This is a genomic window from Hymenobacter sp. ISL-91, from assembly GCF_018613725.1.
Classification (GTDB): domain Bacteria; phylum Bacteroidota; class Bacteroidia; order Cytophagales; family Hymenobacteraceae; genus Hymenobacter.
The window spans coordinates 1-13,697 of record NZ_JAGGPS010000002.1; the positions used below are offsets into that span (position 1 = coordinate 1).

The 13,697-nt window shown below is 61.8% G+C and carries 9 protein-coding genes; 8 read left to right on the plus strand and 1 reads right to left on the minus strand.

Going from position 1 to position 13,697, the window contains the following annotated elements; genetic code table 11:
- The first annotated feature begins 40 nt into the window (after positions 1-40).
- Positions 41-2,569, plus strand: coding sequence for an ATP-dependent helicase HrpB (gene hrpB / locus J7E24_RS00255; RefSeq protein WP_215133939.1), 2,529 nt, complete (start codon positions 41-43; stop codon positions 2,567-2,569).
- A 191-nt stretch (positions 2,570-2,760) separates the two neighbouring features.
- On the opposite strand, the gene J7E24_RS00260 is transcribed toward hrpB, so the two are convergent.
- Complete coding sequence (locus J7E24_RS00260) at positions 2,761-3,603, minus strand: oxidoreductase (protein WP_215133941.1); 843 nt, start codon at positions 3,601-3,603, stop codon at positions 2,761-2,763.
- 214 nt (positions 3,604-3,817) lie between these two features.
- Between J7E24_RS00260 and guaB the strand changes: the two genes are divergently transcribed.
- The 7 genes from guaB to J7E24_RS00295 all read left to right on the plus strand — a co-directional run bounded on the left by guaB (position 3,818) and on the right by J7E24_RS00295 (position 13,645).
- A complete protein-coding gene (gene guaB, locus J7E24_RS00265; protein ID WP_215133943.1) occupies positions 3,818-5,290 on the plus strand; it encodes an IMP dehydrogenase in 1,473 nt (490 codons plus the stop codon).
- Positions 5,291-5,493: 203 nt separating this feature from the next.
- Entirely contained in the window at positions 5,494-7,584 is a 2,091-nt protein-coding gene (locus J7E24_RS00270) for a SpoIIE family protein phosphatase (protein ID WP_215133945.1), read from the plus strand.
- A gap of 14 nt (positions 7,585-7,598) precedes the next feature.
- The gene (locus J7E24_RS00275; RefSeq protein ID WP_215133947.1) at positions 7,599-7,928 is read left to right on the plus strand and encodes an STAS domain-containing protein; all 330 of its coding nucleotides are present in this window, start codon (positions 7,599-7,601) and stop codon (positions 7,926-7,928) included.
- A gap of 34 nt (positions 7,929-7,962) precedes the next feature.
- A complete protein-coding gene (locus tag J7E24_RS00280) occupies positions 7,963-8,376 on the plus strand; it encodes an ATP-binding protein (protein ID WP_215133949.1) in 414 nt (137 codons plus the stop codon).
- 128 nt (positions 8,377-8,504) lie between these two features.
- Positions 8,505-10,919, plus strand: a complete 2,415-nt coding sequence (locus J7E24_RS00285) for a peptidylprolyl isomerase (protein WP_215133951.1) — start codon at positions 8,505-8,507, stop codon at positions 10,917-10,919.
- A gap of 273 nt (positions 10,920-11,192) precedes the next feature.
- Positions 11,193-12,581: a peptidylprolyl isomerase gene (locus J7E24_RS00290; RefSeq protein WP_251046940.1), complete on the plus strand. Its 1,389-nt coding sequence runs from the start codon at positions 11,193-11,195 to the stop codon at positions 12,579-12,581.
- Positions 12,582-12,682: 101 nt separating this feature from the next.
- Positions 12,683-13,645: an AAA family ATPase gene (locus J7E24_RS00295; RefSeq protein WP_215133953.1), complete on the plus strand. Its 963-nt coding sequence runs from the start codon at positions 12,683-12,685 to the stop codon at positions 13,643-13,645.
- Positions 13,646-13,697 lie beyond the last annotated feature (52 nt).

Sequence of the window (13,697 nt, forward strand, 5' to 3'; positions counted from 1 at the left end):
AAAACACTGCGTCCTCTGCGGGCTAAAAACTACTGAACGAATGCGCCTCCCCGACCTGCCCATCACCGCCGCCCTGCCCGAGCTGCTGGCCACGCTCGAAGCCCACAGCATCGCCGTGCTGCAGGCCCCGCCGGGCGCCGGCAAAACCACGCTGGTGCCGCTGGCGCTGCTGGAAGCCGATTGGCGGGCGGGCGGCAAAATTATCGTGCTGGAGCCGCGGCGGCTGGCGGCGCGGGCAGCGGCCACCCGCATGGCCCAGCTGCTGGGCGAGCCCGTGGGCCAGACGGTTGGCTACCGCATGCGGCTGGAAAGCAAGGTATCGGCCAAAACCCGCATCGAAGTCGTCACCGAAATCATCCTCACCCGCCAGCTCCAGGGCGACCCCGCGCTGGAAGGCGTGGCGGCCGTGCTGTTCGATGAATTTCATGAGCGCAGCCTGCAGGCCGACCTCGGCCTGGCCCTGGCCCTCGACGCCCAGCAGGTGCTGCGGCCCGATTTGCGCCTGCTGGTGATGTCGGCCACGCTGGACGCCGACCGGCTGGGCCACTGGCTGAATGCGCCCGTAGTGAGCAGTCTGGGCCGCATGTTTCCGATTGAAACCCACTACCTGAGCCCCCGACGAGCCGCCAGCGCCTCACGCCGCCCCCACGAAAAGCTCCAGGACCTCGTGCCGGTACTCGTGCGCGAAGCCCTGCACGCCCACCCCAGCGGCGACGTGCTGGTGTTTCTGCCCGGCCTGGCCGACCAGCGCCGGGTGGCGGCCAAGCTGGCCTCGCTGCCCGCCCACATCGACCTGCACACGCTGCACGGCGAGCTGCCGGCCGAGCAGCAGGACGCCGCGTTGCGCCCCGCCCCGGCCGGCCGCCGCAAGGTGGTGCTGGCCACCAGCATTGCCGAAACCAGCCTCACTATTGAGGGCGTGAGCATCGTGGTGGATGGCGGCTTTGCCCGGATTCCGCGCTTCGAGCCGCGCACCGGCCTAACCACCCTGGGCACCGAGCCCGCCAGCCAGGCCGCCGCCGACCAGCGCCGGGGCCGCGCCGGCCGCCTCGGCCCCGGCACCTGCTACCGCCTCTGGACCGAAGCCGAATTCCGCGAGTTGCCGCTGCATCTGCCCCCCGAAATCCTGACCGCCGACCTGAGCCCGCTGGCGCTGGAGCTGGCCTTGTGGGGCGCGCACGAAGCCGGCACCCTGCGCTGGCTGGATGCCCCGCCGGCCCCGGCGCTGGCCCAGGCCCGCGAGCTGCTGGTACGGCTGGAGGCCGTTACGCCCGCCGGGCCGCCCACCGCCCACGGCCGCGCCCTGGCCCGGTTGGGGCTGGCCCCGCGCCTGGCCCACCTGGTAGCCCGGGGCCAGCAAATCGGCCACGGGGCCACGGCCTGTGCGCTGGCAGCCCTGCTCACCGAGCGCGACATTCTGCGCCCCGCCGACGGCTCGTTTGGCCCACCCGATTTACGCCTGCGCCTGGAGGCCCTGCACACCGGCCGCGCCCCATTGCCCGGGCTGCTGCCCGATGCGGCCGGCCTGCGCCGGGTGCGCGAGGCGGCGACCGTGCTGCGTCAGCGGGCCGGCGCCAAGGGTGAAATTGAGCCCGATGCGGCCGGGCTGCTGGCCGCCCTGGCCTACCCCGACCGCCTGGCCCAGCGCGAAACGCCCGAACGGGTGCGCCTGCGCAGCGGCCAGCGGGCCACGCTACCCGCTGAGCATTTCGGCCAGCAGGACCAATTTTTTGCCGTAGCCGCCCTCGATGGCTACGCCGCTCAGCCGCGCGCCAGTCTGGCCGCGCCGCTGAGCCGGGCCGAGCTGGAAGAGCATTTCGCGCATCAGATAGAAACCCGCGACGAAGTGCGCTGGGACGAGGCCGCCGGCCGCGTAACGGCCCGCCGCCTGCGCCGCCTCGGGGCGTTGGTGCTGTCGGATGTCAACCTGCCCAACCCCGACCCGGCGCTGGTGGCCGCGGCCCTGCTGGGCGCGGTGCGGGCCGGCGGTGTAGCCGGGCTACCCTGGAGCGAGGCCGCCACTCAGCTCCGGCAGCGGCTGGCTTTTGCGCATTACCATTTCCCTGGAAGCTGGCCCGACGTGTCGGACGAGGTATTGCTGGCGGAGCTGGACGACTGGCTGGGGCCCTATCTGGCGGGTGTGAAGTCGATGGCCGAACTGGGTCGGATTGACTTTGCGGAGGCCCTGCTGGGGCGGCTGCCGGGCGGCTGGGGCCAGCGCCAGGAACTGGACCGCCTCGCCCCCACTCACCTCGAAGTGCCTACCGGCTCGCGCATCCGCCTCAATTACGCCGTGCCCGAAACGCCGGTGCTGGCCGTGCGGCTGCAGGAAGTGTTTGGCCTAATCGACACGCCCACGGTGGCCGGCGGACGGGTGCCGCTCACGCTGCACCTGCTCTCGCCCGGCTACCGCCCCGCCCAAGTCACGCGCGACCTGCGCAGCTTCTGGACCAGCTCCTACTTCGAAGTCCGCAAAGACCTGCGCGGCCGCTACCCCAAGCACTACTGGCCCGAAAACCCGCTCGAAGCCCAGGCCGTGCGCGGCACCAAAAAGCAGAACGGGCTTTAGTGGTTAGTGGTTAGTGGTTAGTGGTTAGTGGTTAGTGGTTAGTGGTTAGTGGTTAGTGGTTAGTGGAAAATACGACCGTCATTCAGAGCGAAGCGAAGAATCTCGCGTGAATCGTTACAACGGTTGTTGTTCAACGACTCACGCGAGATTCTTCGCTTCGCTCTGAATGACGACCTCCTAAGGCTTAAAACCTAGCTCGGGAAATCTGCCGAGTTGCCGGTTTCCTCTACTTCGGCCAGCTCTTTTACCAGCGCTGTGAATTTCTCGCGGGCGCCTTTGACGGCGGCTTTGCCCAGCGGCAGGTGTAGGGGCGCGTCGCCGTCGGCGTGCACGAGGTCGTACATGATTTGGGCGGCGCGGTCGGGGTCGCCGGGCTGATTGCCGCTGTAGCTCTGGATGCCTTTGAGGTTTTCGCCCACTGTCGAGCGGTAGTCGTCAATGTTGGTATCGACGTAGGTGGCTGAGGCGCCGGCCCACTCGGTGCGGAAACCGCTGGGCTCGATGTTGGTGACCTTGATGCCGAGCGGTTTCACCTGCTGAGCCAGGCTTTCGCCGATGGCTTCGAGGGCAAACTTGCTGGCGTTGTACACGCCCACGCCGGGGAAGGTTTTCAGGCCGCCAATGCTGGTGATGTTGAGCACGTGGCCACTTTTCCGCTCGCGTAGGTGGGGCAGCACGGCCCGCAGCACGTGCAGCGGCCCAAACACGTTCACATTGAATTGGCGGTGTACTTCCTCAGCATCAATTTCCTCGATACTGCCCAGTGAGCCATAACCGGCGTTGTTTACGATGACGTCGAGGTGGCCGAGCTGCTTGATGGCATCGGCAATGGCTTTTTTAACCTGGGTTTCGTCGGTTACTTCCATCACGAAGCCGTGGCCCTGGCCGTTGGCTTTTTGGGTGAACTCATCGGCCTGTTCCTGCTTGCGGAAAGTGGCGGCCACCTGGTCGCCTTTTTCGAGGAGCAAGTCGGCCAAAGAGGCGCCGAAACCGGAGCTGACGCCGGTGATAAACCAGTTTTTGGTAGTTGCCATAGGTTGAAGGAGCGAAGTAAAGGCCGCGACGGAATGACGCGGCTGGGGTGTATAACTGTAAGCGCGGGCCGGAGGTTTTCGAATGTGCAACTCAGGCCCCATTACTGGTTATTTACGGGCGTTCCACGAAAAGCAAGCTGGGCTATAACTCAGAAACCAACTTTGCGCCCTAACTTTGACCCGCAACAAGCCACCTTCTAACTCTCTTGTTGCCATGGCCGACCACACCGCCAAAATTGCCTTCGAGGCCCTGACCTACGACGATGTGCTGCTGCTGCCCGGCTACTCCGAGGTGCTGCCCCGCGACGTTGACACCGGCGCCCCCCTTACCCGTCGTATTCGCCTGCAGCTGCCCTTCGTATCGGCGGCCATGGACACCGTAACGGAGGCCGAAATGGCCATTGCCCTGGCCCAGGAAGGCGGCATCGGCATCATCCACAAAAACATGAGCATCCGGGCCCAGGCCGAGTTGGTGCGCCGCGTTAAGCGTTCGGAGAGCGGCATGATTCTCGACCCGTTCACGCTCACCGAAACTGCCACCTTGGCCGAGGCTAAGCAGCTGATGCGCGAGCATAACATCGGCGGCATCCCCATCATCGATGAGCAGCGCCACCTGAAGGGCATTCTGACCAACCGCGACCTGCGTTTCGAGAAGGACATGAGCCGGACGGTGCGCGAGGTGATGACCGCCACACCGCTCGTAACGGCCAAGGCCGGCACCGAGCTGGCTGCCGCCGAAGAAATTCTGCAGGATTCCAAAGTCGAGAAGCTGCCGGTTATCGATATGGAAGGCCGGCTGGTGGGCCTCATTACCTACAAAGACATCCGCAAGCGCCGCCGCACACCCAACGCCTGCAAAGACGAGTTGGGCCGCCTGATGGTAGGTGCCGCCGTGGGCGTAACCGCCGACCTGGCCGAGCGCGTAACGGCGTTGGTGGAAGCCGGCGTCGATGTAATCAGCGTGGATACGGCCCACGGCCACAGCAAGGGCGTGCTCGACGCCGTGCGTAACCTGCGCCGGCAATTTCCTGATCTACAGATAATTGCCGGCAACGTGGCCACCGCCGAAGGGGCCCGTGCCCTGGCCGACGCCGGCGCCGACGCCGTGAAGGTGGGCGTAGGCCCCGGCAGCATCTGCACGACCCGCATTGTGGCCGGCATTGGCGTACCCCAACTGTCGGCAGTGCTCGAAGCCGCCCGCGGCCTCGAAGGCACCGGCGTACCGGTTATTGCCGATGGCGGCATCAAGTACTCGGGCGACGTGGTAAAAGCCCTGGCGGCCGGGGCCAGCACCGTGATGATTGGCTCGCTGCTGGCCGGCACCGACGAGGCCCCCGGCGAAATGACCCTGTTTGAGGGCCGCAAGTACAAAGGCTACCGCGGCATGGGCTCGGTAGAAGCCATGGAAGAAGGCAGCAAGGACCGCTACTTCCAGGATGCCGAGGACGACGTAAAGAAGTTGGTGCCCGAGGGCATTGTGGGCCGCGTGCCCTACAAAGGGCTGGCCGCCGAAGTGCTTTACCAGCTTACGGGCGGCCTGCGCGCCGGCATGGGCTACTGTGGCGCCGCCACCATTGAGGCGCTGCAAACGGCCCGCTTCGTGCGCATCACCGGGGCCGGCCTGCGCGAGTCGCACCCCCACGATGTGCAGATTACCCGCGAGTCGCCTAACTATAGCAGCCGCTAAGCTGCCTCTGTTCAGTCTTTTAGACTAGTGCTCCAGAATACTGCCTCCGGCGTGTTTGCTTATTCAACTGGCTGATTGTGGTGGCCTGCTGCAAGACGCTGGCGGTGGAATTGTCCTATATAACGGTGGGGCGCGTATCTTGGCCTGCTGTTTCCTTCCGCCGGGCTCCTGTGCCCGGGCGGGGTTTTCCTTACTTTGCTTACATGGCTGTTCTTCGGAAGCCTTTCTCCTTGCTGTCTGTTGCCGTGTTGCTGAGCTGGCTGGCGCTGCTGGCTGCCGCGCTGCTCTACGCCCATCCGGGCCTGGGCGGGGTAACCATTTCTCCTCCGGCCGGCCTTATTCTGATTCTGCAGGCCTTGTTTACGGCCGTCGTTTTTCTCTACGAGCGGAAATTACCGGAGCGCCTGCGCGGAGTTGATTTTATTGGGCTGCTGCAGCGCCTGCTGCTGGGGCCGGCACTGCTGGCGGTTGCCAGCGTGGGCCTGCACCAATTGCTGCTGGTGGTGTTGCCGGGTATGGCCGGTTCGGTGCTGCATACTATTTTCTACACGCTCAATGTGGCGCTGTTTGTGGGGCTGCTGGCCCGCACCAACTACGCCTGGCGGGCGCTGGTGCTATTTCGAGGCTCCGAGCGGCTGCGGCGGCAGTGGGTAGCCTTCGAGGTGCTGCTGGGCGCAATCCTGTTGCTGCGCCTGCTGCCTTACGCGCCCCCCATTGGCTTGTCGGCGGCGGTACTGGGCGTGCTGGCAGCGTTTGGAGCCTACCTGAGCGGCCGCCAAAAATGGGTAGCCTACCTCAACCGCCGCCAGAAAATGGAGGCTGTGCTGCTACAGCTGGCCATTATCGGGGTGATGAGCATATTCGTCGCCTACTTCCTCTACACCAAGCCTGCGTTCCGGCTGGTAGGGCCCGCCCCGCAAAACGCTTTCCTGCTGCTCAACGCCTTTTTTGCCGGTTTCTATGCGCTCATGGGCCTGCTCATCACGCTGTTCAACCTGCCCACCGCGGGCGTGTTCGAGCAGAAGCGCGAGGAGATTTTGAGCATGCAGCGCCTCACCCAGCTCATTCAGCGGGGCCAGACGACGGCCGAGGTGTACCAGATGTTCTTCGACTCGGCCATTCAGACAACCAGCGCCGACGCGGCCTGGCTGCATATTGAAGCCACCGACGAAGAGGACCATTACGACCTGTACTACCAGCTACCCGCCCACCAGGGCAGCACCATTCGCAGTACGCTGGCCGAGTTCAACCTGGGCAACCTCGAGTATTTCAACAACGACCTGTCGGGCGGTAGCTTTGGCCGGCTGCAGCTGCCTTTTGGCTCGCTGATGGTAATGCCGCTCAGCTCCAGCAAGCGGCAGTACGGCAATATTTACCTGCTTCAGGAACTTACACAGGCCTTCGACCGCGAAAGCCTGAGCATCCTGCAGACCTTCGCCAGCCAAACAGTGCTCAGCATCGAAAACCTGCAGCTCATTCAGGCCTCTATGCGCACTCAGCGGGTGCAGGATGAGCTGAAGATTGCCTCAGCCGTGCAGGACAGCCTGATTCCGAAGAATCTGCCGATTGATAACTGGTTTGAAATCAGCTCCTACGCGGTGGCCGCTACCGAAGTAGGCGGCGACTTCTACGACTTTCTGCACCTGCCGGGCCGCCGCCTGGCCGTGCTCATTGGCGATGTGAGCGGCAAGGGCGTAACGGCGGCCTTCCACGTGGCCCAGATGAAAGGGATTTTCCATGCCCTGATGCAGGAAAACCCGCTGGCCCGCAACGAGCGGGAGAAATATCCGGTGCCCAGCCAGTTCATGACCCAGGCCAACGATGCGCTGGGCCGCTGCCTCGAAAAGTCGGCCTTTATCACGGCTTCCCTGTATATCATCGACTATGAGCACGGCGGCTTCGTGTTTGCCCGGGCCGGCCACTGCCATACACTCTACTATCACTCCATCAAGGAAGAAGTGTCGTATTTCCAGACCCCCGGGCTGGGGCTGGGCATCATCCGGCACGATGGGTACGAGAAGCATATCAAAAACCAGTTTTACGACTACAACCCCGGCGACGTCATGGTGATTTACACCGACGGCATCGTGGAAGCGCGCAACGCGGCCCAGGATGAGTACGGCGAAGAGCGCCTGCAGCAAATGCTGGAAAACTCGTATTACCTCGACGCCGACCACATTAAGGCCCACATTCTGGCCGATTTGCACGAGTTCACCAAGGGCCAGCCCATGCACGATGACCAGACTCTCCTGGTGATTAAATTCCGGTCGGCCCAACCCGAGGCCGGGCTTTAACGTAGCTTCAAGCCATGAAAATAACGCAACACGCCACCGATACCACGCTCACGCTGGCCCTCAATGGAGAGCTGGACGCCAGCTCCTCTGTTCTGCTCGATACCGAGCTCAGCAAGCCCGAAATTCTGCGTACCCAAAAGGTGCTCATCGACTGCCAGCAGCTCAACTATATTTCGTCGGCAGGCCTCGGCGTATTCATCTCTCATCTGCAAACGTTTCAGGATGCCAACGTGAAGCTGGTGTTCTTTAACATGCAGGAGAAAGTGCGCAACGTGTTCGAGATTCTGGGCCTCGATTCGCTGATGACCATTGTGCCCTCAGAGGCCGACGCAACGGCTGTTTAACTGCCCGAAACCGCTCCGCCCCCATTCCCAAGGCATGCAACAAGCCATTCGCATCAGCTGCAACCGTCGCAACCTGAAGGTGGTGCGCGACTTTGTGGGCGAGTCCTTGGCCGGGCAGCAGCTTTCCGAAGTACTCGTTAATCAGTTGATACTGGCCGTGGATGAGGTGGTAGCCAACTTTATCATCCATGCCAACGCCGAAGATGAAAAGCAGTTTCTCGACGTGCGGGTAACGGTGCTTAACCACGAGTTTGGCTTTGAGATTGAGGATGCCACCCCCTCTACCTATTCACCTGGCTCGTATCAGGAGCCTGATTTGCGTGAGTTTGTGCGTGTGGGCAAGAAGGGCGGTGTAGGCATGATGCTGGTAAACCGCATCATGGACCGGGTGGAGTACAGCACAACCGGCGAGCATACCATTTGCCGCCTCTACAAAACCTTGGCCTGAGCCGGCGGCACAGCGCGGGCAGCCAACTGCGGCCGCCGGGAAAAAATCCGTAAAATTGTAGTCATCCCCTATCCGGCCCGTCGGCCCGCTACGGAACTACGCCCGCTGATTTTCCTTCTTTCGCAAGTATGCATAACCGTTTTTTGTTTGCCGGCACTGCTGCGGCGGCCCTGCTCGCCGGGTGCCAGACCACCAAACCTGCCACAACTACGTCGGCTGCCGCCGTTGAAACCCTGGGTACTACCGCCGTTCCGGCTTCGGAGTTTGCCTACGTATACCGGAAAAACAACAGTTCCGACCCGGCTTTCGGCACCAAAGCCAGCGTACAGGAGTACCTCGACCTCTATACCAACTTTAAGCTGAAGGTACTGGCCGCCGAGCAGCGGGGCCTCGATACCACCCAAGCGTTCCGGCAGGAGCTGGAGGGCTACAAGCAGCAGCTGGCCCAGCCCTACCTCACCGAGAAAAGCGTAACCGACCAACTGGTACGCGAGGCGTACGACCGGCTGAGCAAGGAAATCAGCGCCTCGCACCTGCTGGTAACGGTAGCACCCGATGCCACACCCAAAGACACGCTGGCCGCCTACGAGAAGGCCCTGAGCCTGCGCCGCCGCGTAACGGAAGGGAGCGAGGACTTCAACATGGTAGCCCGCGAAAACTCCGACGACCCCTCGGCCCGCGGCGCGAATGGCAACGGCGGCAAGCTGGGCTACTTCACGGCCATGCAGATGGTGTATCCCTTCGAGTCGGCCGCCTACTCGACGACGCCTGGGCAGGTGTCGGCCCCGGTGCGTACGCGTTTTGGCTACCACCTCATCAAGGTAGATAATGTGCGCTCGGCACAGGGTGAAATAAAGGTGGCCCACCTGATGGTGCGGGCCACCCCCGGCATGCCCGCCGCCGACTCGGCTACGGCCAAGAAAAAGGTGGACGAGCTATACACCCGCCTGACGCGCCGCAACGAGAACTGGGACAAGCTGGTAGGCCAGTTTTCGGAGGATGCCGGCTCGGCACCCAACGGCGGCGAGCTACCCGCCTTCGGTACCGGCCGCATGATTCCCTCGTTCGAGGAAGCCGCCTTCAAGCTCCAGAAGCCCGGCGACCTTGCCCCGCCCGTACAGACGCCTTACGGCTGGCACATCATCAAGCTGATCGAAAAGCAGCCCGTACCGTCGTTTGAGGCCATGGAGCCCACGCTCAAGAGCAAGGTTTCCAAGGATTCGCGCTCCGAGCTCAACCGCGCCGCCTTCCTTAAGCGGGTGCGCCGCGAAAACAACTTCGTGGAAATTCCGGCCGTGAAGGAGTACGTACTGGCCAAGGCCGATACCTCGCTGGTGCAGGGCCGCTTTGCCTACTCGGCGCCGGTGGCCGCCACGGGCAAGGCCAGCAAGAACATCACCGACAACTCGGCTTTGTTCACCATTCAGGGCCAGCCTTATTTGGTGAAGGATTTTCTGACCTACGTTCAGCAGAGCCAGCGCCCGCGCGCCGCCAACGCCGAGCCGCGCTTTGCCATGCAGCAGCTCTACGACCAGTACGTAGACCAGCGCCTGACCGAATACGAAAAGAACAACCTCGAAAACAAGTACGAGGACTACCGCATGCTGGTAAAAGAGTACCGCGACGGGATTCTGCTGTTCCAGTTGATGGACGAGAAGGTGTGGAGCAAGGCTATTGAGGATACCCTGGGCCTGCAGCAGTTCTTCGCCGCCAACCAGACCAACTACCAGTGGGGCCCGCGGGTGCAAGCCACGGTTATCAGCGCGGCCACGCCCGAACTGCGGAACCAGGCGCAAGGCTACTTCCCCAATCCAGCCAAGCCAGAAAAGTCGGTTACGGTAGGCACCACGACTACTTCTACCAATATTGCCGGCTACTTGCCCACCAAGGAGAATATTCCGGCCGGGCTGAAATTTCAGCCCCGCACGGCTACGCTGGTTCCCAACAGCAAGGCCATGCTGGAGGAGTTGGCGGGCCGTATGCTGGAAGGCGATACGACGCTAGTCCTGATGGTAGAAGCGCCAGCCAAGGCTAAAACGTCTGGTGCGCTGGTTACGCAGCGCCAAAAAACCGTGCTCGATTACCTAACCAGCCAGGGCATTGGGGCCAACCGGGTACTTCGGACCCAGTTTGCTTCGCTAAAGAACGGCCGGCCGCAGCCCAAGGAGTACGCCACGGCCACTGATGCACTGATTCTGAAGGCCGTAACGCGTAACCCAGCCCAGATTGAGCAAAGCCTCAACCAGAAAAATCCGCTGGCTGTCCAGATTCAGCAGCGCAGCTTTGCCAAGGGCGAGAACAAAGTCGCTGACCAGTTCATGGACAAGGCCCCCGGCCTGTACCAGACCGAAATGGACGGCCGCTACTACACGGTAATCGTGGACAAGCAGCTTCCCGCCGGACCCAAGGCCCTAAACGAAGTCCGTGGCCAGGCCACCTCCGATTACCAGAATTACCTGGAAAAGCAGTGGCTGGAACAGCTCAAGGCGCAGAATCCGGTGAAAATCAACCAGGCTGAAGTAGACAAGCTGATAACCAAGTAAGGCACTATCAGCCTGAAAAAAGCGAGAAATCCGATTCAACCCGCTGGACGCTATTGTTCATCAGGTTGAGTCGGATTTCTCGCTTCTCTTGTACCGGCAGTTCTGCTCCCCCGATGCAACGCCTCGGCCCCGAACAGGCTCCTATAGCCATAAGCCTTGGTGGTTTTTGCCGGTGCAAGGATTTATAACGAAATTTACGGGCGGCTTTGAGCGTTGTGCCCTTTGCCAATCCTTTCCGGGCATATTGCCGGGATGGGCATTAGAACCAGATTCATGCATATTTTTTTGCGAGTACCAGCCCTTAAGGCCCTGTTGAGCCTGACACTGCTGGTTGTTACGGCTACGGCTGGCCACGCGCAGCTGGGTGTTGGGCGCCCCATGGGCCGCAGCATAGTTGATGGCATTATCGCCAAAGTCGACAACCAGATTGTGCTGAAATCGGACCTGGAGGGCATTTATGGGCAAGAGTTGGCCCGCGCCGAAGGCAAGCCGCTGCCCCCCGATACCAAGTGTAAGATTCTGCAAAGCCTGGCGCTTAATAAGCTGCTACTGGCCAAGGCCGAAACCGACTCGGTGGTGGTAGAGGAAAGCCAGGTAAAAAGCGAGCTGGACCGCCGTATGGGCTACTTCGTGCAGCAGATTGGCTCGGAGCAGAAGCTGGAGGAATACTACGGCAAGCCGCTCAAGCAGATCAAGGACGAGTTGCGTACGCAGGTGAAAGAGCAGCTGATTCAGCAGAAGATGCAGGACCAGATTGCCGGTAAGGTGTCGGTGACGCCGCGCGAGGTGCGCCAGTATTTCAACCGCATGCCCAAAGACAGCCTGCCCTACTACTCCTCGGAAGTGGAAGTGGGCCAGATTGTGAAAGTAGCGCAGGTAAACAACAAAGTAAAGCAGGCCACCCAGGCCAAGCTCAACGAGCTACGGGCCCGGATTGTAGGCGGCGAGGACTTTGCTACCCTGGCCAAGCAGTACTCGCAGGACCCCGGCTCGGCCGTGGAAGGCGGTTACCTGGGCTTTTTCAAGCGCCGGGAGCTGGTGCCCGAGTACGAGGCCGCCGCGCTGCGCCTGGAGCCAGGCGGTATTTCGCCGGTGGTCGAGTCGCAGTTTGGCTTCCACGTTATCCAGCTTATCGAGCGCAAAGGCGACTCGTATAGCACCCGCCACATTCTGCTCAAGCCCGAAACCGGTACCACCGACACCAACGAGGCGTCGTTGCAGCTGACCAAGCTGCGCCGGCAGATTATGGCCGACTCGCTCACGTTTGCGAAAGCCGCCAAAGACAACTCCGACGATAAGCTGACCAGCGGCAACGGGGGCCTGCTGCAAAACCGCCGCGACGCCAGCACCTACCTGCCCCTCGACCAGCTCGACCCCGCTATTTTCTTCACCATCGACACGATGAAAGTGGGCAGCATCAGCCCGCCGCTGCCCTACCGCACCGAAGATGGCAAGGACGCCGTGCGCATTCTGTACCTGAAATCGAACAGCCCGCCCCACCAGGCCAACCTCAACGACGACTACCAGAAAATTGCCGCGGCTGCGCTTAATCAAAAGAAAAACAAAGCCCTCGACGCCTGGTTTGCCCTCAACCGCGGTACCGTGTTCCTCGAAGTAGACCCCGAGTACGCCGGCTGCCAGCTGCTGAATTCGATTAACTAAAGAAGGTAGAAGTCCGGCGCTGGAATGCCGTTTTCACGTTGTCGGTCTGCTTTGCTTAACTGATTCTACCTTCTAGCTACCAACTCCTAGCTCCTCTTAGAATGTCCTTCGCCTCGGATAAAGAAGCCGCCGACGCGCTGGCCGCCGCTTACCAGAAGCTGCGCCGCGAAATTGGCAAAGTCATTATTGGGCAGGAAGACGTGGTGGAGCTGGTGCTGACCGCCGTTTTCTCGCAGGGCCATTGCCTGCTGGTAGGCGTGCCCGGGCTGGCCAAAACGCTGCTCATCCAAACCGTGGCCGATGCGCTGGACCTGTCGTTCAACCGCGTACAGTTCACGCCCGACCTGATGCCCTCCGACATAGTGGGCTCGGAAACGCTCAACAAAGAGCGCGACTTCCACTTTGTGCCGGGGCCGATTTTTGCCAACATTGTGCTGGCCGACGAAATCAACCGGACCCCGCCCAAAACGCAGGCGGCCCTGCTCGAAAGCATGCAGGAGTATGCCGTAACAGTGGCGGGCAAGCGTTACAACCTGCCCCGCCCCTTCTTCGTGCTGGCCACCCAGAACCCCATCGAGCAGGAAGGAACCTATCCGCTGCCCGAAGCCCAGCTCGACCGGTTTATGTTCAACATCGAGCTGGGTTACCCCAGCTACGAGGCCGAGCTGCAAATCGTAAAAAACACCACCTCCAACCACCGCGTGCAGGTAGAAAAGGTATTGCACGCCGACGAAATCCAGGCGTTTCAGCAGCTTGTGCGGCGTGTGCCGGTAGCCGACAACGTGGTGGAATACGCGGTGAACCTGGTGCATAAAACCCGCCCCAACACCGGCCGCGCCGCCGCCCGTGCTACCCAGCTGCTGGAGTGGGGCGCCGGCCCACGGGCCTCGCAGCACCTCATTGTGGGGGCCAAATGCCACGCTCTCATCCACGGCAAGTACTCGCCCGATATCGAGGACGTGCAGGCCGTAGCCCTGCCCATTCTGCGCCACCGCCTTGTGCGCAATTTCAAGGCCGAAGCCGAGGGCATTACGGTCGACCAGATTGTAAAAGAATTACTTTAACAAGGTCTTAGGGATTAGAGACGTAGGGTTTGAATGACGTTTTATCATCATA